The following is a 24,295-nucleotide window of genomic DNA, read 5'->3' on the forward strand; positions in this document are numbered from 1 at the left end:
GGCCGGACTCAGGAGCCGTAGGAGCAGGCCGCTGGTCGTACGGACGTACGGAGCGGTCACCTCTGCCGATGCGATGGTTCTCTCGGCTCACTGTCACTCACGGTCCCCGCAGCTGAACGCTGATCAGGTGAAGTGCGTTCCTCAGGGCCGCGCGTCGCTGCCGCAGTCGTCTCCTGAGAGGGAAGACACGGCTGCGCCCGGGCAGGCCAGTTGGGCGAAAGCACGCCGAAGCTCCCGGGGCGACGCTGTCACAGCAACGGCCCGGGAACTCCGACCGCGGGAGTCGGCTGCCCCGGGGCGGCCTTTGCGGGAAGCGGAAGTCGAACGCGGCCGGGCCAACGAACACAGCCGGCCGAGGCGATCGAGGCGTGCAAGCGGATCCTGGCCGAGTACTCCCGCAGGGCGGGCGTGTCCTCAATGAGCTGGTGAAAGCGGCTCAGGCCCGACTCGGTCCTGGCTGGCGGTCCCGTCACAGATCCAGTCACCTGTGGCTCCGTCGTCCTCACCGATCTGGGCGAACCCCCGATTCACCAAGCCACGCGCCTCGTCGTCCCTACTCCGGGCAATGGCCTTGATCACGCCTACACGATTGGCCGGAGCGCTCGCCGCCGCAGACCGACCACCGCGCCCTGCCCGGATGCAACCACGGCGCCGTCGTCATGGCCCAGAGGGAAATCGCTCGTTTCGCGCCCGGCGTGCTCGCCTAGGACAGGGAAACAGAAGGCGGTCCAGCACCCCGGGGTCGGCCTTCACCCCGTCGTGCAGGTGGGTTTCGGAGACCCAGGGGCGCAGACCGCGCACCGAGGACGCCGTGACCAGCGCGTGATCGTGAGCCGAAGGTGCTCGTGCAGAAGCAGCAGTCCCCGGGTCCCCCAATCGACCCGGTCCTGGGCGCCGGGTATGACCTCGAAGCGGCGGTGCATGCCCGCCAGTTCTTTCGGTGTGATGCCGAGTTCCTCCGCGATCCGGGGCCTGGCTTCCTGAACGTGGAGCTTGGTCCGCTGGTAGCCGGTGAACCCGTACTGCGTGGTCAGTCGCTCGTGGATCACCGCGGCCTTCATCAGGATCTCGGCCCGGAGCATCGAGTCTGCCAGCGCGAACTCGTCGATCTCCCTCGCTTTCGACCGCCCGTTCGGCGACCGTCGCGGCGGGGTCGTCGGCCCCGTCGCCGACAGATACGTGGCTACCGTCTTCGCTCCAGCCCGGTCTCCCGAGCCACCTCCGACAGCTGATCGCCCCGGATTCCAACAGGTGCCGGAAGCGCCGCAGTTCCGACCAGCGTCGCGGCCCCAGGGCCACCGTCGACCGCGTCCCCTGGCCTCTCACCGACCAAGCAGCAGAGTGTCACGCAGCCGGTCTCAACGCATCAACCACTGGCCCTTTTCATCCGTCCGCGGGTGGGGACGTTCTCGTGTAGGCCGACACCTCTTCGAGTTGCGGATGAAGTCGCCTGAGAGTGGCCCCAGAACGACGCAGCCACGCTGAATGCTCAGGACCGTAGAAGAGGTACTGCTCCGGCCGAAGGGGCCGTTGTCCCCGTCGACCGCCGACGTCGCGGTGCCGTTGGTGGTGTGAACATCGCGATAGTGCGTGCTGCGCGGCATGGTCGGCTGACGGCGCCGTGTGTCCGGTCCGTGGTGCGTGGTCGAACCGGGTTCACGGTCCCTGTCTGCGGTCTGGGAGATCATCGTGCTTGCCCATTGGATTGCGGCGGGGGAGTGGCCGGGGGCGGCGTACCGATGCCGATGCCGTGGAGCAGGGAGTCGACGACAATGTCGGCGGCTTGTCCGGGGGTGAGTTGGGGCAGTTTCCGGGATGCCTGATGCATGAACAGGGGGATGAGGGCGGCGGCCCATCCCGGTGGGAGTCCGGGCCGGAACAGCCCCTCGTCGGTGGCGCGCTGGATGAAGGCGTCGACTTCGTGCACGAAGTGGTCGCGCCGCTCGCGGGAGGGGGCATCGGTCAGCATGCGGGCGAGGTCGACGGGCCAGGTCCGGTTGACCTCGATGACGCCCTCGACGTAGCGGTGCAGGGCGACCTGCGCAGGGGCCTCCCGTAGGCGGGCCTCACCGATCACAGCCTCGATGGCGTCGAGCCGGGCCTTGTAGACCGCGGCCAGAAGGGCCTCCCGGGAGGGGAAGCGCCGGTAGACGGTGCGCCGGTCGACGCCCGCTTCCGCGGCGATATCGGCCATGCTCGCCCCCGCGTCGGCGGCGAGTGTTCGTGCTCCCGCCATCAGGACGGCTTCCAGGTTGCGGGCTGCGTCAGCTCTCATCCCAAAAATGTACCCTGCGCGCGCCACATTCTGCAGGTTTGGTCTCTTAAATGAGCTAGTACAGGTTGGAAGTGCTACATTGGAGTGACAGATAAGTTGCTCGAGAGGATCGAACGTCATGACGACGACCTATGACCGGCTCTTCATCGGCGGCTCCTGGGTGAAGCCCAGTGATCCGGAGCTGCTTGACATCCGCTCCCCCCACGACCAGTCCGTCGTCGGCCGCGCCGCGCAGGCGCAGCCCGCCGATGTCGACCGCGCCGTGGCCGCCGCCCGGGCCTCGTTCGAGGCCGGGGTGTGGAGTGGCACCGCGCCGCAGGAACGCATCGCCGTCCTGCGCCGCTACAACGAACTGCGCGAGCGGAACGCGGAGAAGATCGCCGAGCTGATCACCGCCGAGAACGGCTCCGCGGCCTGGTTCACTCTCGCCGGACAGGGCGGCCTGAGCCGACAGGCCAACGCCTACTTCAAGGCCGCCGAGGACTTCGACTGGGAGGCCGTCCTCGTCCCGTCCGACCCGGCCGCCCCGTTCCGCAGCATCGTGCGCCGTGAAGCGATCGGGGTCGTCGCGGCCGTCATCCCGTGGAACTCGCCCTTCTCCGCCGCCAACGCGAAAATCATCCCGGCGCTGCTCGCCGGCAACAGCGTGGTGCTCAAGGTCTCCCCGGAGAACTCCCTCAGCATGGGCTTCCTCGCTGAGCTGCTGGAGCGATCCGGGCTCCCGCGGGGCGTGATCAGTGTGCTGCCAGCCGACCGGGCGACCAGTGAGTACCTGATCTCCCACCCCGACATCGACAAGATCGCCTTCACCGGCTCCACCCGCGCCGGACGGACCATCGCGTCCATCGCCGGGCAGCAGCTCAAGCGGGTCAGCCTCGAACTCGGCGGTAAGTCGGCCGCGCTGATCCTCCCCGACGCCGACCTCCAGCAGACCGTCCAAGGACTGAAGTTCGGCTCGCTCCTCAACAACGGAGAGGCGTGTATCGCACAGGTCCGCATTCTCGCGCCCCGCTCGCGCTACGAGGAGGTGGTCACCGCACTCAAGGAACTGGTGGAGTCGCTGAAGGTCGGCGACCCCCTGGCGCAGGACACCTTCATCGGCCCGATGATCCGCCGCGACCAGCAGCAGCGCGTGCGCGACTACATCCGGCTCGGCATCGAGGAAGGGGCCCGCCTCATCACTGGAGGCCCCCACATCCCTGCGGGGCTGGAGGCGGGCAACTACGTCACCCCGACTCTCTTCGCCGATGTCGACAACTCCATGCGCATCGCCCAGGAGGAGATCTTCGGCCCGGTCCTGGTCGTCATCGCCTACGACGACGAAGACGACGCCGTACGCGTCGCCAACGATTCCGAGTACGGCCTCTCCGGTGGTGTCTGGTCCGCAGACACCGACCACGCTCTCGCCGTCGCCCGGCGCCTGCGCACCGGCTCGGTCACGGTCAACGGCGCCCCCATCGGTTTCGATGGCCCCTTCGGCGGCTTCAAGAACAGCGGCATCGGCCGTGAGTACGGTGCCGTCGGCCTCGGCGCCTACACCGAATACAAGACCATCACCACCATCTGAACCGGCCCCGCCCCTCGACACGGCCAGCCTCCCGTCCCGAGCACCTTGCACCCCCGTAGAGAGCTCCGACGGCAGCTCCAGCACCTCCCGGAACAGCGGCTCCGACGACCTCGCCGCGGCACCCGCACACTCCCGCAGGATGAACTACGCCCGCCCCGGCTACCGCCTCACCGCAGTGCCCAGCACTACACCGGCCGTCAGCCTCCCCGACGGTTGTCCCTCTCACCGGCTGAGGCTCTACCGCCTCACAGATCTCGGCTCGGCACGTTTTCACTGGTCATCGGTGCATCCTCCATGATCGGGAGTTGCACCGGACGATCTACAGCCCCGCTTCCGTGGGCCGCATCCCGCCGAAGAGGAGGCTGAGAGCGCGGCGGCGAAGCCCTCCGCTCCAGTCCCCGGCCATCGCCTCCTGACACACCGCGGCGAGCAGCGCGATCAGCTCATCGGCGCTCAGGTCGTGGCGGACGGCGCGACCGTCCCGGGCCCGTTCCAGCAGCACGTCGATGGCAGGCCGCATGCGCGCCAGAGAAGCGGAGACACGGGCTTGAACGCCGGTCTCGACCAAGCGCTCGAAGACGTCCCGGTGAGCCGCCCCGGCCTCCATGACGAGCGAGCAGAAGTCGAACAGGGCGGTGGGTGCGACCTGGTCGAGCACCATCACGTCGACCTCGGCGGCGATGTGGTCCTGCACGCTCATCACCACAGCTCTGAGCAGGTCCGGCTTCGTCGGGAAGTGCCGGAACACCGTGCCGATGGCGACCCCGGCGCGCTCGGCGACGGCATCGGTGGACGCAGACGCGCCCTGCTCGGCGAACACCGCTTCGGCCGCCTCCAGGATCCGGGCGCGATTGCGCCGCGCGTCGGCTCGAACTGGCCGCGTTCTCCCGAGGCCCGCAGAGGACATCAGCACTTCCTTCTAGTCAAGGTGAGTCTCACTCACTATCGTCAAGTCGAGTGATACTCACTTTAATTCAGGAGGTATCCGCATGCCACATCCCACTCCCGTCGAGGTCTACCGGCAGATGCAGGAGGCTGTGCTCTGCGAGTACGGTCCGACCTTGCTCCCCGCACAGCTTCTCGCCGATGATGTCGTCGTGGAGACCCCGTTCTCCCCGCCGGGAGCGCGGCGCTACGAGGGGCGCGAGAACTGGCTGGCGTTCTACGCGAGCCGGCCGCTGCCGTTCCGGTGCGATGAGTTCCACGAGATCTCCACGCGCGAGACCGCCGACCCCGAGGTCCTCGTTGTGGAGTACGAGTTCACCGGCACGGTCACGACCACAGGCCTCGCCGCATCCGCAGTCTTCATCGCGATCCTGCGCGTCCGGGATGGCAAGATCCTGCACTGGCGCGAGTATCAGGACGTGATGGGTATCACGCAGGTGCTGAGCCTGCGTCCGGAAGACCTCGGCGCTTGATCTGCACCGGTCGCGGATCGAGGCTCGTCCCTGTGAGACTGCGAAATTCGATCGATCGCAGCTGATCGACCCACGACTGGCCTCGGTATCAAGGCGCTGGGCACCATTCCCCGCAAGAACGCCAAGGACGCTGCCGGAGCCATCGGCGTTCCCGTCACCTTCGGCGGAGTGACCTTCAGGTGGCGCTCATGCTCAAGTCCGGCAATTTCGGCGCCCCGGACTTGTTCACCCGCTACGGCGCTGTGGAGGACGAGGCCGGCCCAGCCGTTGTCCTGGGCGGTACCGGCGATGAGGTTGCCGACCAGGGCGGTGTGCAGCGAGCCTTGTCCCTCGACGACGAGGACGTTGCCGCGGCCCGGCGAAGGAGGCGTTTCTTCACGCCGCCTTCTACCGGGCCCGGTCCGCCGTGCGGGCGGTGAAGTCGCGGCAGATCAGGTCCGGCGCCCGGGCCGCAGCCGGATGGGGGACGGTCGTGCGGTGCCGGCGTCTCAACCGGACCCCTTTGATCCCGGACGCCCGCATGATCCTGGCACCCGCGTGTGGTTGACCGCCTCGCCGCTCGCTTCGCGGAACTCGGCAATCTTCGGGACTTTGTAAGTACCGTCCGATTCCTGGTGCACGGCCCGCATCCGGGCGGCCGGCTCCGCGGCGGCCACCTGGCGGGCGGCCCCGTTCACGGCCGTCCTGCTCCAGTAGTAGAAGCCCGAGCGGCTGATGCCGAGGATGCTGCACAGCCGCTTCACGCCGTAGCGGCGCTGATGCTCGGCGACGGACTGGAAGCGGTTCACCAGCGCGCCTCCCCGGCGAAATACTTCGCCGCCTTCCGCAGGATCTCGCCTTCCTCCTCCAGCTCGCGCACCTTCTTCCAGGGCCGCGTTCCAAAGCCTCCAGCAGGGCCGGTGCTGGGCCGGTTCCTGTGTCCGCCGGCCCCGGGGACGGCTCGCTCCGGCTGCGCTCACCCAGTTCCGCAGGGTCTGTGGATTGATCCCGAGATCGGCTGCGACCGACCTGATCGTCGCTTCGGGCCGCGATTCGTACAGCACGACCGCACAAGATCAGCCCGCCCGAGGTCCGCGAACCCCGCCTGCGAGCCCGCCACCGGCACTCCTCGAAGCGCATTACCGGCGGACACGCCCACGCCGATCACAGACGCTCCGAAGCAACTGGTCCGCTGGACCCGCGGCCGGGAGACCCTGCCCGCCCCCTACCGGGCCATCGCCGGCTCTGTCTCCGACCGCAACACCACCAGCTGACGCAAAACCCCAGCTCAGAACCCTCGCGTCTCCAACGCAATCACGCACCAACTCGCTACAGCAACGGCTACCAGCCCCGCCAGTCATCCGTGATCTCGGTGCGGCTGATGCCTCGCCTCGCGGCCAGAGCGGGGACGTTGATGCCGTGCTCCATCAAGGTCTCGTCGATGTAGAGGCACAGTTCCTCCCGCTCTTCGGTCTCGTAGCCGGACCCGTTGTGGTCCTCGTTGATGTCGTTCACCAGAACGAGGCGCTTGATCGCTTCGAACACCCGCTCGTCGTCCAAGTCCCGGAGCGCCTCTACGTCCGACTCGAACGTACGCAGCGCCTCATCCGTCGCCGCCAGCAGCGACTCAGGGAAGAGCTCCTCCAGAAAGGCGTCACTCCGGTCCCGCCTTCCCACCGCAAGTTCCATTGCCTCTTCGTGCACGCGCGCACGCCACAGTGCTGATGGTTCGATTGCCATGTCCTGGACCGTAAGCCCAGGCTCTGACAGTGCCGTTGCCGCGCATGCGAAGGCAGCGGCGATGCTGGCGGGACAAGGCAACGCACAACGGGCCACTGCAAGGGCACGGACCTTTCGCGCTGGGGCATCGACGAGCTCCAGGCCGTCGCCTTCACCCTCAACAACTGCCCCCGCAAGACCCTCGCCGGGAAGACTCCCGCCGAAGCCCTCAACGAGCACCTACTATCCCTCCAGGAAGCTGGTGTTGCGACGACCGGTTGAGTCCAAGTTGGGCTCCGTGGTCGGAGTGAAAGACCGCGCCGTCCAGGCCGCCGCGGGTGCGGGCGGCCATCTTCAGGGCGTCGGCAACCAGGTGGGTGCGTATGTGGTCGGCGATGGACCAGCCGACGCCTTCCGGCTGAAGCAGTCCAGCACCGTAGCGAGATAGGGGAACTCTCCGTTCTCCAGGGGCAGGTAGGTGATGTCGCCCATGTATGTGATGCCGGGTTCGGGTGCGGTGAAGTCCCTGCGGAACAGGTCCGGGACCAGTGCGGCCGACGGGTCGGAAACAGTGGTGCGGACGCGTCTGCGCAGGCGGACGCCGGCGATGGAGAACGTGCGCATCACCCGGGCGACGCGCTTCTCGTTGACGTGCAGACCCTTGTCCTTCAGCTCGGCGGTGACCCGCGGGGAGCCGTAGGCGCCGCCGGAGGCCGCGTCGACCTCGCGGATCTTCGCGGCCAGGCGCTCATCGGCCCGCTGCCTGGCCCGCCTGGTTTGCAGGCCGGACAGCCACTTGTAGTAGCTGGACCTGTTCACCTGCAGTACTTCGCAGAGCCGCTTCACCTCAAAGGCGTCCCGGTGGTCGTGGCCGAACTCGAAGCGGCTCACCAGTTCGTCTCGCCGGCGAAATCCTTGGCCGCCTTGCGGAGTATGTCCCGCTCGGTCGCCAGCATCCGCTCACTGGCCTCGAGCTCGGCGACCCGGCCTCGAGCTGCCGGATTTGCTCGTCAGGCTCCGCGGCCGGCGTCGCCTGCGTGGCCCGGGCCGCTGTCCTGGCGTCCGGGACGCGGAGTTCCCGGGAGCGCAGTACCCGGACGACTACGACAAATACCGACGACTGCTCCGGTCCCGCGGCATCACACTGTGCCACCCTGCGGGCCGAAGCGGGCACACCGACGAGGGTGCAAAGCGGAGGCCGAGGGCTTGCACCGACCCTACGACGCGGCGTCGGCGGTGGCATTTTCGACTTCGCTGCTCATGTGCTCAGATGTGGTGAGGCAGGGTGCCTACGACCGACGATAGGTGGCCGCTCTGAAAATGCTCAGGGAAGCGAGCCTCCATCAGACCCGGAGCGGATCACTCTTGGAGAGCGGAGAGAGGCTTGCTCGGAGGGTCAGGGCAGGAAACGGCTCCTGTCACAGTGTCTGGGTTGCGGCGTCGATTGCGGTATCGATGCGTGTGTGAATGACGAGGCGGGTGAGGGTCGGATCCTCGCCGTCCTGGAGCAGGCGCCTGAGCGGCGCGCTGTGCGAGGCGACCGAGAGTACGACCCCCAGCTCGGTGCACTGCGACCGGGCGCGCAAGATGGCGCTGGCAGTGGCGGGTGTGGCCGCGGCATCGTCTATGACGACGACGACCGGAGCCGGCTGATGGACACGCGCCAGATCGAGAATCAAATTGGCGAGCTCCGCACGGCGCTGGATTCTTGGGTCTTCCTGCACGGTGCAGACGAGGACACCCTCGTTGAAGGCGTGGGACAGCATGGCGACCTCCGGTCGGTACGTGAACGTGCTCACGGGCTCGAGCACAGCACTAGTTGCCGTGATCTTCCGTTCTCATGCCGCTTGTACAGGAGTCCGCTGCCACCCTCGCTTCGAGCATGGCGTCGAACTCCAGCCCCGTCATGCCGTACTTGATCGAACCTCCGAGGGTCGCCGGCACGTTCGAGGGCCAGGCCGACGCCATGGCCGCGATCATGACGGGCTCTGTGTTCACTCAGCGATGAGCTTCTGGAGGAAGAGGACCAAACCCGGCGAACGCGCTACCTGCCGTTTTGGGCTGGGGGCGGCATCCTGTAGGGGTGAGGCAGGCCGAGACATCGGCGGCCGTCGCAGCGAGGATGCCGGGCACCAGGATGATTGCGCTGCGCAGGCCCAGCAGCAGCCCTTCACAGCCGAGACACGGGGGCGAGGCCCCACCCGTGCTCCGTAGGCTGGAACGACCGCATACAGGAGTTGCGGCCCGGCCCCGGGATCCGCCCCAGGTGCAACCGCACATCAGTGGCGCTCCCGGTGCTCGAGTCGAGCCGACAACTCTTCGACGGGCACCGGAGGGAGCGGCCGGCACCTCGATGGGGGCCGTGGGACGAAGGGGCCGGCGGTAAGGCAGGCGCGGGCCGAAAGGCCATGCGCTGACAGGCACGCGAGGACGCCGGATCGATGGGCCCCCTGCCCGCGGGCCCAGCACGCGCCCTGGCTCTGTAGGCGAGCTGCGGCTCTCCCCGGTCGTCGCCGTTGGCCCGCCGGGAACCAGACGCCGTCTCGAGCCGACTGTGCGGGCAGCTCCCTGGGCTATGCCCACACCTGGCTCCGGTACGCCGACGGCCGCGATACGCAGTTCGACGCGGGCCTCATGGAGCAGAGACCAGGCCCTGGAGGAATACGCCCGCCCCCGCGGCGCGCGAGTAATCGGGCAACCAGAGCTCGAAGTCCCCGCGCACCAGCCGGGCGCGGCGCGGCGTGAGGTGGCCCCATCACGATGTGCGGCTGAACCACGCCATCGGCTTCCCCACCCGCGCGACCAGGCTCGCTGCCCATCGCCTCGGCAGCTCCGCGAAGCGCATGAGAAGCAGGGCCCGCCCCGTTGGGGGCGGGCCGCCCCGTTGTCGCGAGGCCCGGTGATGACGGTCAGAAGCACCTCCCTGGGCGGGACGCCCTCTCGGCACGGCCCGCGGGGACACCGTGTTCTGACGCCTGTGCTCGACGGCCCCGGTGGCCGTCGAGCGGGGGATGTGCGAGGGCCTCCAGGCATGCGGTGGCGCTGGTGGCTGTCCACACATCACACCTGGGGGCCGTCTCAGACGCGTCAGACGGTAGGTGACGCGCTGAAGTACGTGTTGCGGTACCCCTTGCCGTCCTTGTTCCAGTTCAGCTGGATGAAGCCGTCGGAGAGGTAGCGGCCGGATCCGGCCTTGTACTTGATCGTTCCGGTGGTGTAACTGCCGTTGCCCAGAGTGTTGCCGTGTTCGAGCTTGTACTCGAGGCCGGTGTAGTTGGCCCACTTCTTGACGGGGTCGCTTCCGGAGACGGACTTCTTGACCTGGAGGTGGAAACGGGCGGCATCGAGGGTGTCGGTCTGGTTGACGTACCAGACGGGACCTTCGAAGGAGATCTTGGCGTAGGCGTATATGTATCCGCCGGAACGCTTGGCGCAAAGCTTCACGTCGAAGTTGTAGTTGTCGGACGCGGGGCCGGAGTAGGCGGGGTTGTCGACGGATGCACTGCTGGTCTTGCAGTGGTAGCTCGCCGCTGAGGCGGTGGTGGCAGTGAGGAGCGTGGTGCCGGTCACGGCCGTGGCGGTGATGACGGCCGACGCGGCGAGGCGCTTGAGGCGACGCATATGAGGTGTTCCTTAAAGAGATTGGGGCTGGGTGCTGGACCGGTCGGCCGGGCCGGCTCGATACCTGGCACGTCCGCCGGATTCGTGGCGCCATGGCATGCAACCCGTTGCGATGCGCAGAGATTTTGCCACCTTCCGCCGTGCCCGGCCTATTTGATCTCGTTCCAGCTGTCACTGTCCCTGACGTGCGGCCAGGTGGTTCGGTTGCGGCACAGCGGCAGATTCCCGGCCGGAAGGGCGGACACCGTCGACGCAGGTCTTGAACTCAGTTGCCGGATGACGCCGGTGCAGTGAGCCGATCACCTTGCCGGCCGCGGCTTCCAACGCCGCGAACAGGGTGGTGGTGCCGGCACGGACGAAGTCGTGGCTTCGTCGTACCGGGACGCCCGGCATCTCCGGCAGTACGCACTGGGAGCGGTCCAATGCCTGGATCTGCGACCTCTCGTTTGCGCAGAGCGCCCGCCAGATCCGTGGAGATCACCGACTGCGCCATCCCCGGGGACGGCTGCCAGCGATTTGGTCGCTTTCCCGCTCGACGTGCTGAATCTGGAGAGTCGTCTTGAAACCACTCGCAGATGCCTGGTCGTCGCCGAATCACGTCCGGGCTGCGCAGATTGTGCAAACGCGGCGTGAGAGCACACGAAGCGGGGTGGGCTCGCGGTGATGGCGTGCGGGGGTACTTCGGGCCGTGGCAAGGTGACTGCCTATTGCTGCGGCACCACACGGTCGTTGCGTGCGCTGCCCCAGGCACGGACGAGCTTGGCGATCGGGTTGCGCGGCTCCCCGGCCTCGGCGCCCTGGCGAAGAGGGCCCGGGCCCGACTGAAGTGTCTTCTTCCTACTAAGACCGTGTCCTATGTGGTGAGTCGAGCGAGTCGTTTGTAGCAACAAAGGGTGGCGGCGAGGCCGAGAAAGGCCAGGTAGTTGCGGGGATGGCGTTCGTAGCGGTGGTTGAGTCTGCGGTAGCCGGTCAGCCAGGACATGGTCCGCTCGATGACCCATCTGCGGCGGCCTAAGCGTTCGCTGGGCTCGATGCCCTTGCGGGCGATGCGCACGCCGATGTGCTTGCCCCATAGCCATTTCCGCAGGTGGGGGACATCGTATGCCTTGTCCGCGTGGAGACGCTGGGGCTTGAAGTAGCGGCCGCGGTGGGGGTCGTGTCTCGTTTGGTGACCCATGATCATGGGCTTCAGCGCGAGGCTGTCGTGGGTGTTGGCCGCGGTGAGACCGACGAGGAGGGGCAGTCCGTTCGCGTCCGACAGGACGTGCATCTTGGAACCCGACTTGCCCCGGTCCACGGGGCTCGGACCTGTGAGTTCGCCCCCTTTTTGGCCCTGACATGGGCGGAGTCGAGGACGGCCCGGGACAGGTCGAGCAGGCCGGCGTCGTCCATACGGTGCAGGATCTCCTCGTGCAGCCGGCCCCACACACCTGCCCGCGACCAGATCAGGAACCTGCGGTGAGCCGTCGACTTCGATATCCCGAAGCACGGCGGCAACGCCCGCCAGGCGCATCCGCTGACCAGTACGTAGATGATCGCGGCGAACAGCGTCTCATCAGGCGTGTCCTGCGTCCCGCCGCCCTGCGGCCGCACCTTCGACGGCGGGATCAGCGGCTCCGCGATCTCCCACAGCCCGTCCGGAACAATCCAACTCCACGTACCCCGGCCCATGACGAGTCCAACGAACCAACCCCACATAGGACACGGTCTTAGACCGTGTCCTATGTCGCGAGTCGAGCGAGGGGCGAACTCACAGGTCCGAGCCCCGTGGACCGGGGTAAGCCGGGTTCCAAGAAGCACATCCTGTCGGACGCGAACGGACTGCCCCTCCTCGTCGGCCTCTCCGCGGCCAACACCCACGACAGCCTCGCGCTGAAGCCGATGGTCGAGGGGCATCAAACGAGACAGAACCCCCATTGCGGCCGACACTTCAAGCCCCGGCGCCTGCATGCGGACAAGGCATACGACATCCCTCACCTGCGTAAATGGCTATGGGGCAAGCACATCGGCGTCCGCATCGCCCGCAAGAGAGTCGCCTCCAGCGAACGGTTACGCCGCTGCAGGTGGGTCATCGAGCGGACCATGTCCTGGCTGACCGACTACCGCAGACTCGACCACCGCTACGAACGACAACCCCGCAACTACCTGGCCTTTCTCGGCTCGCGGCCATCGTCGTCGGCTGCGGCGAGCGCGGCGGCCAGGTCGGGGGTCGCGTGCAGGAAGCGTGGGTCGCTTGCCGTAGCCGAACAGTCCGAAATCGATGACGACGCCTGCGATGCTGCGCCACCGCCGCAACATGCTCACGCGCATCGGGTAACCGCGTTGGGGGACGTCCTCGGAACGCGGCGCGGACGCGCTGCGGGGCCAGTGTGGATCCCGGGTGGCCGACCTGGCACCTGACCGAACCTGCACCGTGGACCGATACCCCTCCGAACCGGAACGGTCCAACGCCTTCCACCGCCGCACCCCTCTTACCTGGGACGAGCTCCAGCTCACTCCCACTGACCCGACGACAGCAATGCCCGACCAAATCTCCGTTGTCCCCTGCACGTTCCTGGCCCGTCAACCGACTCGACCACCTCCGCCCGGATGCGGCGTCCACGGCGAGCCTACGACTCAGACCACTAGGCGAAGGCGACCGTGAGGGTGGCTGCGACGGGTGCCAGGTACAGGACCGGGAAGGCGACGGTCTTGTAGGAGCGGGCGCGCAGGACGGTGACGACAGCTCCGGCGAAGTAGAGGATCAGGCCCATTGCCGCGGCCATCCCGATGGCCGGCACGCCCAGGCCGGCCAGCAGCCCTGCCGCACCCAGCAGTTTGGCCACGGCAAGCGGAGTCCACCAAGTGCGGGGCACCCCGTAGGAGACCAGCGGCTCGACGACGAAGGGCGCTCGGCGCAGCAGTGAGACGCCTGAGAATCCCACCCACAGGGCGGTGAGGACGGTGATGACGATTGCGGTCACAGACATAGGTGCAGCTCCTGAACGGTACGAGTGGCATCGAACGAATCGGCGTGCCGCCAGGGCGGCTTTCGAAGTCTGTTCCGGGGGCCGTGGAGCATCAACGTCTGCTTTTGCAAGAATCGATCACACATGGGTTATCGATGGCGGATGAGGGCGAAGCACCGGACGCCCCGAGCCCCAGGACCGAGAACGACGCAGGGGCAGGCACATGGACATGCGGGACATTGAGATATTCCTGACGCTTGCCGACGAACTGCACTTTGGGCGGACCGCGAAGCGTCTGTATGTGTCCCAGGCCCGGGTAAGTCAGGCCATCAAGGCGCAGGAACGCCGCATCGGGGGGCCGCTCTTCCTGCGCACCAGCCGGTCGGTGCGGCTCACCCCGCTCGGCGAGCACCTGGCGCAGAAGCTGCGGACCGGCTACGACGGCATCCAGCAGGCGCTGGCCGAGGCCGCCGCCACCGCCGCACTTGCCGAGGGCACCCTCACCATCGGCGTCATGGGTGCACTCGGCCACGAACTAGCGCCCCTGGCAGCCGACTTCACCGCACGCCACCCGGACTGCCGGGTGGCCTTCCGGGAGGTGCACTTCAGCCATCCGTTCACCGCCCTGAGACAGGGCAAGACGGACGCGGCACTGCTGTGGCTTCCGGTGCGGGAGCCCGACCTGACCATCGGGCCGGTCGTGCTGAGGGAAGGCCGAGTGCTTGCCGTCGGCGCGAACCATGCCCTTGCCCAGCGGGCTGAAGCGGACCTGGAAGACCTGGGGGACCATTCTGCCCTCACCGTGGACCACGGCCTTCCGGAGTCGTGGATCAGTGCCATGCTGCCCTCCCGTACCCCCCTCGGACGCCCCGTCACCCCGGCCGGCCCCCCCATGGAGTCCTTCCACGAAGTCCTCACCCATGTCGCCGCCGGAACCGGCATCTGCCCCCTCAACGCCCACGTCCTGCGCTATTACACACACCCCGGCATACGGTTCCTGCCCATGCCGCACGCGCCCACAACCGAATGGGCGCTGGTCTGGCGCACCGAAGCCGAGCTGCCACGGGTGCTGGCATTTGCCGCATTCGTGCGCGAGTACGACCCTCAGAGCATCCCGTGACCCGTTCTCCCCCTTGCTCGGGTACACGCCGACGCATGAGACCAACGTGACCCTTCGCGACGTTGTGCACCCTGCCCCTGACACCTCCCCGGGCCGATCCTCGATGGAACCGAGTGGGCTGCCCGTACCCGGAGCACGGGCCGGGGCGCGACCGTCATGCCCCGCCGTCCGCATTTCTCTGCCCGGGAGCCGAAGGGCTGGTGTCTAACTCAACAGCGACATCTTCTGACGTCGACCACATGCTGCGGTGAACGGGGGGAGTTCTCCGGCCGCCCGTCGAGGGCGTCCTGACGCAGGAGCGTGCCACCTTGCGCCGCCCGTCCTCCGTAGGCCGCCAGACGCCGAGGCGACACCACGGCTAGCCGCCCACGGCTGGCTCCGGGCAATTGGCTCGTGCTTTGAGGCATCTCGGCGGCCTCCGAGGTCCCGAAGGCGCGTTTGCGGGTCTGGGCGCGTCCGAGGTCGGCGGTCTGTCGAGGGCCTCCCGGCACGAGGGCTGGCTGCAGTGTTGCGCAGGCGGGCGAGAGTGACGACCTGGTGATGGGCTTCCCGGCGGCGGCCATCCGGGGGCGTGGAGCACGACGTCTATTCCTGGCCGGCGCCGACGATAGTTGCCACGCCCCCCGACCTGTCTCCCCCACCCAGTAGGCCAGCCCTGCGGGCGGTAAAGGTGGATGCCGGAGTGGAGCACCGCAGCCGCAAACCAGCTGGTGCGACTCACCCAGCACCCGCAGCACGGCGGCGGCCTGACGCGTCGCGTCGAGAGTGCCGGTAGCCTCCGTCACATGGTGGCGCGGCAGCGAGCCGGCAGGCGACGACGCAGGCTGCGCCGATGAGGGGGGCTGTGTGGAGCGGTACGAGATCGAGACCTTCCTCGCCCTGGCCGATGAGCTGCACTTTGCACGGACCGCTGAGCGGCTGGGCGTCACTCCCGGTCGGGCCAGTCAAACGATCAAGGCGCTGGAGCGAAGAATCGATGGGGCACTGTTCGAGCGCAGCAGTCGTCATGTCCGCCTGACGCCGGTGGGCGAACAGTTGCGTGACGACCTGGCACCTGCCCATCAGCGGATGCTGTGCGCCGTCGCCGACGCGAGGGCTGCCTGTGGGGGCATCGGTGAGGTGCTGCGTATCGGCTTCACCGCCCCGTGGTCCGGGGAACTCGTTCCTGCGGTCCGCCGAGACGTTCCTCGCCCGGTATCCACGCTGCACCGTCGAGCCCCACGAGGTCGCCTACCACCTGGTCGTGACGGCCTTGCAGGAGCGGCAGATCGACGTAGCGGTCGCGGTGCCGCCCGTCGACCCGACCGGCATCACCGTGGGACCGGTTCTCTCCCGTGAACGTCTGGCGCTCGTCGTGCCCGCCTCGCACGCCCTGGCACGGCGGGGAACCGTGTCCTTGAGGACCTCGCCCACCTGCCGCTGGTCACCGCCTGCGGAATGCCCCGGTTGTGGGGCGACCGGCTGTTCCCTTCCCGCACACCTCTGGGACTGCCTGTCGAGCACAGAGGCGCCACCGTCGCCCCTCTCCGATCGGAGCCCTACCAGGCACATGCCGGCCTCGCCTACGTACCGTTCGAGGATGCCGATCCGGTCGAGTACGCGCTGATGTGGCGGACAGACAACCACTCGGCCGGGCTACGTGCCCTGGCCCGGACCTTCGCCGACGAGACCTGATGGTCAGCTGACGCGCTGGCTCGGCTCGATCTCCGCCGGTGGTGAGGTGTCGGCGATCGAGGTCGACGACGCGCGACATCGCCTCCACTGCCCGCCGGAGGGTGAGCTTCACTGGCGCGCGAGTGTGAGGCTCCGACCGGTGGTGGCGCCTGCGCCTGGGGTCTCGCCCGGGCGGGAAGTTGTACCAAGGGCCGAGACCGAAGCGCTGAGAAAGCCGGAGCTGGGCGGGTGACGGCGTCGGTTGCGGGCTGCGGAAGTGCGTCGCGCGACACGGTCCACTCGGTAGCCTACCTGGTCCGCTACAGACAGCACGCACTCTGGCTCAGTGCTGATGAACTGCACAGTATCGTCGACGTGATGCCGGGTTTGATGAGGGCTGTTTCGGCCGGGCCCCCGGCGCATTGCCAACTCGGCAATGTCGCCTGTCCGTGGTTTTGGGCGTCCACCAAACTCGTTCACGAGCGACGTTGCTCCTGTGGTTCTGGCTCAATTACACAACCGGCGGCTGCGGGCCGGTTCGGCGGGCGGCGGCTGAAACTGAGGGACGGCCGAAGCGCATCTCAGCGTGCTTGAGTCACCTGATGGCCTGAAGTCTTCAGTGATCGGCTGAAAGCATGCCCCTCTGTGAAGGTTTGCCATCTGTCTATCGGGTGTAAAGCAAGCGTCCAACAAACCATGGGGGAGTTTTGTTCTCATCAAGGCCTGTCCAGTTGAGAGCCGCGCGCTCGAAGCGTGCGGCACGGATCGCGGCCTGCGCAGCGCTCGTTCTCTCCGCCAGCATGCTGCCGGCGTTTCCGGCCTCGGCCGACAGCCCGGCGGGGGACCGGACCACGGCCGCGTCCACGGACGCGGCCACCGGAATGAGGCCGCGTCTGGATGTCGACGGCGACGGCATCGGCGACCTCCTGTACAGGGACGTCGAGGGTCAGCTGTGGGCCACGGAGAGTTTGTGGGATTCCTCGGGCTATTACGGGATCCGCAGCCAGGACCGGTCCGAGAGGCCCAAGGAGCTGCTCACACCGGGCGACCTCGACGGGAACGGCGAGGACGAGATCCTGACCCTCTCCGCTTCGGGCACACTGGCCCTCTATGAGAGTGCCGGCGAGAGAACGGGCACCACCGGCAAGGTTCTGTGGTCCGGCACGGGCTGGCAGAAGTACAACAAAGTCTCCGCACCCGGCGACCTGAACGGGTGACGGCCGCCGAGGCGACCTGATCGCCCGTACGCCCTCCGGTGACGTCTACGCGTACACGGCCACGGGTACGGTCGGCGTGCCGTACGAGCCCGGTGTCAAGGTGGGCCACGGCTGGGACGTCTACGACCAGATCGTGGGGCTGGACGACGCCAACGGCGACGGGTTCGGCGACGTCGTCGCCCGTACCCCCGGCGGCGACCTGTACTTCTACGCAGGCACCGGTGACCTCGCGAAGCCGTTCAAGGCCCGCGAACAGGTGGGCTACGGCTACGACGTCTACAACCAGCTCGTCGCCGTCGGTGACACGGACGGCGACGGTCACGCCGACTTCATGGCCCGCAAGGAGAACGGCGACACGTACTCCTACCGGTCGACGCGGGCCGGGACCTTTGCACCACGCGTCTTCGACAAGGCGGGATGGGAGGAGGCAGCACTGTTCGCCGGTGCGGGCGGCAACCCGGACTACGGCAAGCACGAACTGCTGGCCATCACCAACGCCGGCCTGTTCTGGTGGTACCAGTTCAAGAACAACGGCGAGCTGGCCAAGCACTCGACCCACTCACCGGACGGCGAGCCCAGCGGCGCGCACATAAGAACGACCCTGTACGCCGGGTCGTTCAGCAACGATGGCGAGCCTGCCCAGGTTCACGTCTACCAGGGCCAGTTGTGGGTCGGCGGCAACTTCATCGGCCGCGGCTGGGACGCCTATGACAACCTGACCGCTCCGGGGGACCTGAGCGGAGACGGCAAGGCCGACCTGCTCGCACGCGACGCCAAGGGCGACCTGTATCTGTACGAGGGCAACGGTCTCGGCACCGCGTTCGCGCCCAGGGCCAAGGTTGGGTACGGGTACGACACGTACACCAAGATCGTGGGCGGCGGAGACCTCAGCGGTGACGGCATCGCCGACGTCGTGGCCGTCGCCAAGGACGGCACCCTTTACCTGTACGAGGGAACGGGCACCGCCTCGGTACCGCTCAAGGCCCGCAAGGTGATCGGCACGGGGTTCGACATCTACAACAAGTTCGCCGCGCCGGGCGACCTCAACGGTGACGGCAAGGCCGACCTGATCGGCGTCAACGGCTACGGTGACCTGTACCGCTACACCTCCACCGGCACGGGCTCGATCAGCCCGCGGGTGCAGATAGGCGACAACTGGAACATCTACAAGGCGATCTCCTGAGTCATCTGCGTACCCGGCCGGGTCTGCACGAAGCGTCCCGCCCCGTTCGGGCGGGACGCTTCACGAACCACGGCGGCCCCGGCACAGCCGACCGGCACCTCAGCGCCGGAACAGGACTGCCCGCCCCGAAGGCTCCACGCCTGCTGACTCAGTGACCGGCTGAAGCCGCTTCGCAGCCGGGCGCCTGACCGCACTGGAAGCGATGTCGCGGCTGCTGAATCCGGGCGGACGCCTTGTGCTCCACTCACGCAACTGGGAGCTCGTGCGCTCCGTCGGCTCATGGGTAGACGCCCGTGATCGACTCATCCGCCGCAACGACCGCGATGCGGTCGTCAGCTACTACTGGCAGATCGAGCAGCGCTGGGAGGAGGAACACTTCCTCGAGCTCGTGGTCGCCCAGATCGAGCCGGATGGGGCAGTGCGAGCCTGCTCGGAGCGGTTGTCCATCTGGCCCTACCGGTACGAGGACCTCATGGGGCAGTTGCGGCGTGTCGGGCTCACGGTGCAGTCCACCACCTTCGACCCCGAGAGCGATGGATACCTGGTGGTCGCCGGCCGCCACCAGGCGCGAGGCACGTCGGAGCCGGCGCGCTGAGCCGCCTTTCGTCGTCGTTGCCGACCTGCCGGCTCGCGACCGCCTGCAGCGCTTCGCGAAGTGTTCAGCGCTTGAAGCGGTTGCTGCGGGTGCGGTCCTCACCCTGTATCTGACCTGCTCAAGCTGAGGTTGGAAACAGCTCACTGATTGCGGTGATCAATCCTGCCGTCGCTTTTTCCAGATCCCGTAGCCAAACATGGCAAGGATCCCGACCAGGATCAGGATCGCGACGACGGAGCCTGCGGTCCCTTCCGGGATCCAGCGCCCACGCCCGTCAGCGGCCAAGACCATAACAGTTCTCCTCCTTGCGGTGCGAGCCTGCGAAAGGGGACTAATTCCACGCAACGGGGTTGCCACGGACCCTGGTTCGTGCAAGAGGCGAGGCCGCCGCCCTGGACGCCGCAGCACACTGCCCGCACCCACAACCCGATGGGAGACCAGCAGTGATCAACGTGGTGATGGCTCGTGAGGCGCTCCCCGTACGGGGCCCCAGTGTCTTTGTGGGCGGACTGACCCCGCGCCTGAGCCGCCCTGTCGACTCCTGGCGGTCGGCCGTGATCGCCGAACTCGACACCCGGTGGGACGGCGACGAGCCGTTGACGGTGTTCCCGCCCGAGTTGCGCGGCGGCTTCCGCGCCGCCCACTACGACGATCAGGTCGGCTGGGAGGCCGACGCCCGCGAACAGGCCGACGTCGTCTCGTCCGGATCGCCCACCACCACGGCACCCCCCGTTTACCGGGCTGACCCCGCGCCAGTTCGGCAAGCTGATCACCGCCCTCCGGCGGTCCGGTGCTCCGCCGGGTCCACAGACGGTGCCGGAGCGTTCCCGCCCGGCTCGGTGACGCAAGGTTGGGGCCGTCGGCTTCCTCGTATCGACAAGGCGCCTCTGTCCATGCCGAGCTTGTCCGGGGTGGGGCATCCGCCCATCCGCGCAGTGGTCGCAGGGCGCAGTGTGGTCCCCGGCACCCAACTGGAGATCGTTCCGCGCTTCCTCAAAGGTGCCGGTGATAGGCCTTGTTGGCGATGCGCCAGCTGCCGTCGGCGTGGACCAGCAGGAAGATGTCGGTGAATGTGTCTGGGCCATGCGAGAGCGTCATGGTCGCGGTTGCGACGGTGCCGTGGACGTCGAGGGCGTCCAGGCGACGGGCGCGGGTCGGCTCGTCTGGGGCCGGCTGGCCTGAGAAGAGAGAACAGTACTCGTCCAAGGGCCAGGAGACGAAGGCCCCGTCGCGGATTCCCTCGATGTGGGCGCTGGGCAGGAACGCGTCGCGGAAGTGGGTGGGGTCGCCGGTGGCGTGTCCGCGGATGTAGGCACGGAGCGGCTCGAGTACGGCGTCTTCCGCGGCGGGGGCTGTGGCGGCGAGTGCGATGTCGGCTTCGGCATCGGCTGAGGGGTGGGCCAGGCCGGCTGCGCTACGCAGGGGGGTGTGGGACGCGGTGGCCAGCAAAGTCATGTCCTTGGCCAGCGCGCTGATGGTGAATTCGGCCGTGACCGCGTCGGGCTGGTCGGTGAGGAAGGGACGTTTGCGGGTCACGAACCCGCCGAGCTGGCCGAGCTCGAGGGTATCCAGTACCTGGGCCCGGGGCAGATCGAGGGCATCGGCTTGCCGCAGCGAGTCGCGCAGCGCGAGGACGGCGCCGGCGAGGCTGTGGTTGGCGATCAGCTTGAGGCCAGCGGCGGTGGAGGCGTCATCGACAGACCGTACGGTGCCCAGCGCTTCCAGCACCGGTCCGACTCGATCGAGCACGTCCTGGGCGCCGGCGGCGAGGATCTGCAGGGTTCCGGCAGCGGCAGCCGGCACCGAGCCGAGGACGGGCGCGTGGATGTAGGCCGGGCCGAGTTGCCGGGCCAGGGCCGAGGCTTCGGCAGGGGCGATGGTGCTGGTGTTCAGCACGATCGCGTCCGTTTGCAGGGAGTCTCGGACGTTGTCGAGGACTTGGCGGCAGGCGCGGCCGTCGGACAACGCCAGGAGCACGACGTCCGCTGTCGCCACGGCGTCGTTCGGATCACCGAGCGTCTTGAGGGCGCCTGATGTGCGCCCGGAGCGTGTCCAGCCGACGACGTCCCAGCCCTGGGTGGTCAGCCGTGTCGCGATCGCCTCGCCCATGCGCCCCAGGCCGAGGACGGCGATGGTGTGTGGTGTGGTCATGCGCGCCAGGCTGGTGCACCGGGCGGACTGCGACAAGCGCAGATTGCGCATACCAGCTCTGCGGAACCCGCATATCAACTGGTCATACTGGCGCCATGGAACTGACGGTGTGGCGGACCTTCGTGACCGTGTGCCGACTCGGGTCGCTGTCGGCGGCGGCCGCCGAGCTCCATCACACGCAGTCGGCCGTCTCCCGGCAGATCGCCGGGCTGGAGCGGCAGCTCGGCGTGCCCCTGCTGGAGCGGCATGCGCGCGGTGTGCGCCTGACGCCGGCCGGAGAGGCGTTCCGTCACCACGCTCTGGCCACGCTCAACGAGGCCGACCGTGCCGTACGCGCGGCACGCGAGGCAGGCGACGAAGCGTTCAACCGGCCACTGACCGTCGGTGCGACTCCCTCTCTCGCCGCAGGGATCGTCCCCGAGGCCGTCCGCGCTCTGCTGCGGCAGGGCGGCTCTATGCGGTGGAGCCTGCTTCCCGGCTTGAGCGCACAGCTGCATCACCGTGTGATCACCGGCGATCTCGACATCGCCGTCGTCACCGACGCGCCGCCGGGCCTGCCCCATGACCAGCAGGTCGAACGCCAGTTCCTCGGGCTGGACGACATGGTCGTCGCACTTCCTGTAAACCATCCGTTGGCCGGGAGCGCCCCAGTGCACATGCGGAGCCTGGCCGATCAGACCTGGGCCGAGGACAACGACGGCTCGGCGGCACTCCTGCACCAGCACGCCGCCCGCGCCGGAGTCAGTGCCCGCATCGACCTCACCGCGGCGGATCTGCCCGGCAAACTGGCCCTGGTCGCAACCGGCCACGCCATCGCGCTGATCCCCGGGGTGCTTACGCACACTCTGCGGCCCGACATCACCACTGTGCGTCTCGCCAATCCCCCGACCCGCGGCATCTATACGATCACGCCACGTCGCGATCCCCACCCCTGCGCAGCGTCCCTGCTCGACCAGCTCAGCGCAGCCTTCGCTTCGGTCCGCCCTGACTACGCCGCTCACAGGCTGAGCCGTACGGATGGTCACCTTGCTGGGCCGGCGCTTCACGACCACATCACGGAGTCGTAAGCCGGGGCATTTCCGGCGTCGGGATGCCGCCGGCCTTCCCAAGTGACAGATCTGGCTCGGCGTTTGGGTGTCTGAGGCGTCTGCCCGTTGCCTGCGATGCCCCAGGTCGCAGTCGACGCGGCTTGGTAGATCGACTGGGACAGGATTCGCACGACCCTCGTTCGGACTGGCTCCGCAGGCGGTTGGGAGGGGCGCTGTCCCTGATCAGTGGCGGGAAGAGAGCCACCGTGGCCGATATTGCCGCTGGGACGTATTCCGTCCGGCCCCACATCGCCCGTATCCCGTCGATGATGTGGGGCTCGTGGAGTACGCGCTCATGCGGCGGGACGGGGATGCCTCGTCGAGGTTGCGGGCCTTCACCGGGGCGGTGATCGAGGTCGCCGCGGTACCTGGTGGGTGTTCATGCGGCTGCCGGGACATCGGCGCGCCGGGACCTCCGGAGTGTCAGTGTTGCGCCCGCGGTGGCGAGTAGCCCGGCGGCCGCGAGCAGCATGCTCCAGTGCATCCCCGTGAGAAATGAATTCGCTCCGGCCAGCAGGGCACCGAAGACTGCCACGGCGATGGCACCGCCCACTTGGCGGGCTGTGTTGAGTACGGCGCCGGCGGTTCCCGCGCGGTCGGCGGGTACGGCGTCGAGCAGCATGGCGGTGAGCGCTGGTACCGCGAGTGCGCCGCCGAGCCCGACGGGCACCATCAGAACGGCGACGACCCATACAGGGGTGTGCGTGCCCACGGTCAGAAGGGAGAGGAGCCCTGCCGTGCCGACGAGCTGACCGGCTGCCATAGGGACACGTGGTCCGTAACGGGCGGCAAGCCGGGCGGAGGCCAGGTTCACGACCGCGACCAGGGCCGTCATCGGGATGAACATCAGCCCTGCGTGCAGGGCAGTCTGGCCGCGTTCTTGCTGAAGGTAAAGACTGAAGTTGAACACCCCACCGTAATATGCGGCGTTGAGCATGAAGCCGACCACCAGGGACACTGTCACTACCCGCGTTCGGAACAGCGGCAGCGGCAGCATCGGATGGCTGCCTCGCGCCTGGGCGACGAGGAAGCCCACGGCCGCAGCAACAGCCACGGCCAGGGAGACCACCACCCCGGTGCGGCCGAAGCCCTGGGCTCCTCCTTCGATCACGCCGTACGTCAGCCCGCCCATGGCCAGGACTGCTGTCACCTGTCCGAGACAGTCCAGTCGCGACGGCAGCCGCCGGGACGCGGGGACCCGGGCGAGGAGGACCAGGGCCAACACGGCGGCCGGCAGGTTGACGTAGAAGATCCACCGCCAGCCGGCGGTCGCGGTCAACGCCCCGCCAACGATCGGACCCGCCGCCACGGCGACCGCGCCACCGACCGTCCAGACGGCTATCGCCCGTGCCCGTTCAGCCTGATCCGGGTAGCCCTGGCGGACCAGTGACAGCGAGGCAGGCATCATCACCGCGGCTGCGGCGCCCTGCACCAGCCGGGCCGTGACGAGCACGGCGAGCCCGGGGGCCAGCCCACATGCCATGGAGGCCATCGTGAAAAGGACCAGGCCCGCGCCGAATGCTTGCTTTGCCCCGATACGGTCGGACAGTGCGCCCGCGGACAGCATCAGGGCGGCGAACATCAGCGTGTAGCCGTCCACCACCCACTGCAGCCCGGACATCCCGACATCGAGGTTGTCCCCGATGTCGGGCAGGGCCACCGTGACGATCAACGCGTCCAGGGAGATCAGGAAGAAGCCCATCAGGGCGGCACCCAGTACGGCGGGTGAACCGCCCCTGGTGCTTGCGGGCGCGGACTGCG

The 24,295-nt window shown here is 68.0% G+C and carries 19 protein-coding genes and 9 pseudogenes; 12 read left to right on the forward strand and 16 right to left on the reverse strand.

The genetic code is table 11. The features are described from left to right. Nucleotides 1-797: 797 nt before the first annotated feature. Both BLW14_RS31195 and BLW14_RS31200 read right to left on the reverse strand, forming a co-directional pair. Nucleotides 798-1,299, reverse strand: a pseudogene (locus tag BLW14_RS31195) (IS21 family transposase); the annotation flags it as partial. 385 nt (nt 1,300-1,684) lie between these two features. Next, nucleotides 1,685-2,275: a TetR/AcrR family transcriptional regulator gene (locus tag BLW14_RS31200; protein WP_093710437.1), complete on the reverse strand. Its 591-nt coding sequence runs from the start codon at nt 2,273-2,275 to the stop codon at nt 1,685-1,687. Nucleotides 2,276-2,393: 118 nt separating this feature from the next. Here BLW14_RS31200 and BLW14_RS31205 point away from each other — a divergent pair, with 118 nt between their 5' ends. Further along, nucleotides 2,394-3,842 carry an aldehyde dehydrogenase gene (locus tag BLW14_RS31205; protein WP_093710438.1) on the forward strand — a complete coding sequence of 483 codons (1,449 nt, stop codon included), beginning with the start codon at nt 2,394-2,396 and terminating at the stop codon, nt 3,840-3,842. Between the two features lie 319 nt (nt 3,843-4,161). Here BLW14_RS31205 and BLW14_RS31210 read toward each other — a convergent pair whose 3' ends face one another. Then, the gene (locus tag BLW14_RS31210) at nt 4,162-4,749 is read right to left on the reverse strand and encodes a TetR/AcrR family transcriptional regulator (RefSeq protein ID WP_093710439.1); all 588 of its coding nucleotides are present in this window, start codon (nt 4,747-4,749) and stop codon (nt 4,162-4,164) included. An 82-nt stretch (nt 4,750-4,831) separates the two neighbouring features. Here BLW14_RS31210 and BLW14_RS31215 point away from each other — a divergent pair, with 82 nt between their 5' ends. Continuing rightward, entirely contained in the window at nt 4,832-5,260 is a 429-nt protein-coding gene (locus BLW14_RS31215; RefSeq protein WP_218137691.1) for a nuclear transport factor 2 family protein, read from the forward strand. Here the strand turns inward: BLW14_RS31215 and BLW14_RS31220 are convergent. The 3 genes and pseudogenes from BLW14_RS31220 to BLW14_RS35815 all read right to left on the reverse strand — a co-directional run. Continuing rightward, nucleotides 5,200-5,577: a hypothetical protein gene (locus BLW14_RS31220; RefSeq protein WP_093710912.1), complete on the reverse strand. Its 378-nt coding sequence runs from the start codon at nt 5,575-5,577 to the stop codon at nt 5,200-5,202. The genes BLW14_RS31215 and BLW14_RS31220 overlap by 61 nt on opposite strands. Nucleotides 5,578-5,748: 171 nt before the next feature. Beyond that, the gene (locus BLW14_RS31225; RefSeq protein WP_093710440.1) at nt 5,749-6,048 is read right to left on the reverse strand and encodes a hypothetical protein; all 300 of its coding nucleotides are present in this window, start codon (nt 6,046-6,048) and stop codon (nt 5,749-5,751) included. Nucleotides 6,049-6,174: 126 nt separating this feature from the next. After that, a pseudogene (locus tag BLW14_RS35815) lies at nt 6,175-6,303 on the reverse strand (transposase); the annotation flags it as partial. Between the two features lie 32 nt (nt 6,304-6,335). On the opposite strand from BLW14_RS35815, the pseudogene BLW14_RS35820 reads away from it, so the two are divergent. Further along, nucleotides 6,336-6,513, forward strand: a pseudogene (locus BLW14_RS35820) (IS5/IS1182 family transposase); the annotation flags it as partial. A 67-nt stretch (nt 6,514-6,580) separates the two neighbouring features. Here the strand turns inward: BLW14_RS35820 and BLW14_RS31235 are convergent. Beyond that, nucleotides 6,581-6,979: a hypothetical protein gene (locus tag BLW14_RS31235; RefSeq protein WP_093710441.1), complete on the reverse strand. Its 399-nt coding sequence runs from the start codon at nt 6,977-6,979 to the stop codon at nt 6,581-6,583. 99 nt (nt 6,980-7,078) lie between these two features. On the opposite strand from BLW14_RS31235, the pseudogene BLW14_RS35400 reads away from it, so the two are divergent. Further along, a pseudogene (locus BLW14_RS35400) lies at nt 7,079-7,240 on the forward strand (IS30 family transposase); the annotation flags it as partial. 7 nt (nt 7,241-7,247) lie between these two features. On the opposite strand, the pseudogene BLW14_RS31240 reads toward BLW14_RS35400, so the two are convergent. The 6 genes and pseudogenes from BLW14_RS31240 to BLW14_RS31260 all read right to left on the reverse strand — a co-directional run. Further along, nucleotides 7,248-7,935 (reverse strand): annotated as a pseudogene (locus BLW14_RS31240) (IS3 family transposase); the annotation flags it as partial. Between the two features lie 441 nt (nt 7,936-8,376). Beyond that, complete coding sequence (locus BLW14_RS31245; RefSeq protein ID WP_256332937.1) at nt 8,377-8,757, reverse strand: hypothetical protein; 381 nt, start codon at nt 8,755-8,757, stop codon at nt 8,377-8,379. Nucleotides 8,758-8,773: 16 nt separating this feature from the next. Further along, nucleotides 8,774-8,938, reverse strand: a complete 165-nt coding sequence (locus BLW14_RS34685) for a hypothetical protein (protein WP_177154164.1) — start codon at nt 8,936-8,938, stop codon at nt 8,774-8,776. Between the two features lie 1,107 nt (nt 8,939-10,045). After that, nucleotides 10,046-10,579 (reverse strand): hypothetical protein, encoded by a 534-nt coding sequence (locus BLW14_RS31250; RefSeq protein ID WP_093710443.1) that lies wholly within the window; start codon nt 10,577-10,579, stop codon nt 10,046-10,048. A 261-nt stretch (nt 10,580-10,840) separates the two neighbouring features. After that, a pseudogene (locus BLW14_RS35405) lies at nt 10,841-11,035 on the reverse strand (IS630 family transposase); the annotation flags it as partial. 397 nt (nt 11,036-11,432) lie between these two features. Next, nucleotides 11,433-12,250, reverse strand: a protein-coding gene (locus BLW14_RS31260; protein WP_093710914.1) for an IS5 family transposase whose coding sequence is annotated in 2 segments (ribosomal slippage) — nt 11,433-11,908 and nt 11,908-12,250 — 819 coding nt in all. Because the reading frame shifts where the segments join, the coding sequence is not laid out codon by codon here. 72 nt (nt 12,251-12,322) lie between these two features. Here BLW14_RS31260 and BLW14_RS31265 point away from each other — a divergent pair. Beyond that, nucleotides 12,323-12,739 (forward strand): annotated as a pseudogene (locus BLW14_RS31265) (IS5 family transposase); the annotation flags it as partial. Nucleotides 12,740-13,203: 464 nt separating this feature from the next. On the opposite strand, the gene BLW14_RS31275 reads toward BLW14_RS31265, so the two are convergent. Further along, a complete protein-coding gene (locus BLW14_RS31275; RefSeq protein ID WP_093710445.1) occupies nt 13,204-13,548 on the reverse strand; it encodes a DoxX family protein in 345 nt (114 codons plus the stop codon). A 202-nt stretch (nt 13,549-13,750) separates the two neighbouring features. On the opposite strand from BLW14_RS31275, the gene BLW14_RS31280 reads away from it, so the two are divergent. The 6 genes and pseudogenes from BLW14_RS31280 to BLW14_RS31295 form a co-directional block, all read left to right on the forward strand. After that, nucleotides 13,751-14,647: a LysR family transcriptional regulator gene (locus tag BLW14_RS31280; RefSeq protein ID WP_093710446.1), complete on the forward strand. Its 897-nt coding sequence runs from the start codon at nt 13,751-13,753 to the stop codon at nt 14,645-14,647. A gap of 846 nt (nt 14,648-15,493) precedes the next feature. Beyond that, nucleotides 15,494-15,667, forward strand: a pseudogene (locus BLW14_RS35410) (LysR family transcriptional regulator); the annotation flags it as partial. A gap of 94 nt (nt 15,668-15,761) precedes the next feature. Beyond that, nucleotides 15,762-16,253: a LysR substrate-binding domain-containing protein gene (locus BLW14_RS35415; protein ID WP_256333033.1), complete on the forward strand. Its 492-nt coding sequence runs from the start codon at nt 15,762-15,764 to the stop codon at nt 16,251-16,253. 847 nt (nt 16,254-17,100) lie between these two features. Next, a complete protein-coding gene (locus BLW14_RS35420; protein WP_256332938.1) occupies nt 17,101-17,517 on the forward strand; it encodes a hypothetical protein in 417 nt (138 codons plus the stop codon). Between the two features lie 76 nt (nt 17,518-17,593). Then, nucleotides 17,594-18,700, forward strand: coding sequence for an FG-GAP repeat domain-containing protein (locus BLW14_RS31290; protein WP_256332939.1), 1,107 nt, complete (start codon nt 17,594-17,596; stop codon nt 18,698-18,700). A 172-nt stretch (nt 18,701-18,872) separates the two neighbouring features. Further along, nucleotides 18,873-19,295: pseudogene (locus BLW14_RS31295) on the forward strand (SAM-dependent methyltransferase); the annotation flags it as partial. A gap of 993 nt (nt 19,296-20,288) precedes the next feature. Here BLW14_RS31295 and BLW14_RS31305 read toward each other — a convergent pair. Further along, nucleotides 20,289-21,446 carry a nuclear transport factor 2 family protein gene (locus BLW14_RS31305; RefSeq protein ID WP_093710915.1) on the reverse strand — a complete coding sequence of 386 codons (1,158 nt, stop codon included), beginning with the start codon at nt 21,444-21,446 and terminating at the stop codon, nt 20,289-20,291. A 95-nt stretch (nt 21,447-21,541) separates the two neighbouring features. On the opposite strand from BLW14_RS31305, the gene BLW14_RS31310 reads away from it, so the two are divergent. Next, nucleotides 21,542-22,513 carry a LysR family transcriptional regulator gene (locus BLW14_RS31310; protein WP_093710447.1) on the forward strand — a complete coding sequence of 324 codons (972 nt, stop codon included), beginning with the start codon at nt 21,542-21,544 and terminating at the stop codon, nt 22,511-22,513. Nucleotides 22,514-22,913: 400 nt separating this feature from the next. On the opposite strand, the gene BLW14_RS31315 is transcribed toward BLW14_RS31310, so the two are convergent. Continuing rightward, complete coding sequence (locus tag BLW14_RS31315) at nt 22,914-24,236, reverse strand: MFS transporter (RefSeq protein WP_371128100.1); 1,323 nt, start codon at nt 24,234-24,236, stop codon at nt 22,914-22,916. Nucleotides 24,237-24,295: the final 59 nt, after the last annotated feature.

Origin of the sequence: Streptomyces sp. 2131.1 (genome assembly GCF_900105515.1) — a bacterium.
Taxonomy (GTDB): Bacteria; Actinomycetota; Actinomycetes; order Streptomycetales; family Streptomycetaceae; genus Streptomyces; species Streptomyces drozdowiczii.

Excerpts from the sequence above, each read along its gene's own strand:
- BLW14_RS31305 (WP_093710915.1), bottom strand. The coding sequence starts at position 21,446 with ATGACCACACCACACACCATCGCCGTCCTCGGCCTGGGGCGCATGGGC.
- BLW14_RS35420 (WP_256332938.1), top strand. The coding sequence starts at position 17,101 with ATGCTGCCGGCGTTTCCGGCCTCGGCCGACAGCCCGGCGGGGGACCGG.
- BLW14_RS31210 (WP_093710439.1), bottom strand. The coding sequence starts at position 4,749 with ATGTCCTCTGCGGGCCTCGGGAGAACGCGGCCAGTTCGAGCCGACGCG.
- BLW14_RS31235 (WP_093710441.1), bottom strand. The coding sequence starts at position 6,979 with ATGGCAATCGAACCATCAGCACTGTGGCGTGCGCGCGTGCACGAAGAG.
- BLW14_RS31280 (WP_093710446.1), top strand. The coding sequence starts at position 13,751 with ATGGACATGCGGGACATTGAGATATTCCTGACGCTTGCCGACGAACTG.
- BLW14_RS31205 (WP_093710438.1), top strand. The coding sequence starts at position 2,394 with ATGACGACGACCTATGACCGGCTCTTCATCGGCGGCTCCTGGGTGAAG.
- BLW14_RS31275 (WP_093710445.1), bottom strand. The coding sequence starts at position 13,548 with ATGTCTGTGACCGCAATCGTCATCACCGTCCTCACCGCCCTGTGGGTG.
- BLW14_RS31215 (WP_218137691.1), top strand. The coding sequence starts at position 4,832 with ATGCCACATCCCACTCCCGTCGAGGTCTACCGGCAGATGCAGGAGGCT.
- BLW14_RS34685 (WP_177154164.1), bottom strand. The coding sequence starts at position 8,938 with ATGATCGCGGCCATGGCGTCGGCCTGGCCCTCGAACGTGCCGGCGACC.
- BLW14_RS31315 (WP_371128100.1), bottom strand. The coding sequence starts at position 24,236 with ATGGGCTTCTTCCTGATCTCCCTGGACGCGTTGATCGTCACGGTGGCC.
- BLW14_RS31200 (WP_093710437.1), bottom strand. The coding sequence starts at position 2,275 with ATGAGAGCTGACGCAGCCCGCAACCTGGAAGCCGTCCTGATGGCGGGA.
- BLW14_RS31250 (WP_093710443.1), bottom strand. The coding sequence starts at position 10,579 with ATGCGTCGCCTCAAGCGCCTCGCCGCGTCGGCCGTCATCACCGCCACG.
- BLW14_RS31310 (WP_093710447.1), top strand. The coding sequence starts at position 21,542 with ATGGAACTGACGGTGTGGCGGACCTTCGTGACCGTGTGCCGACTCGGG.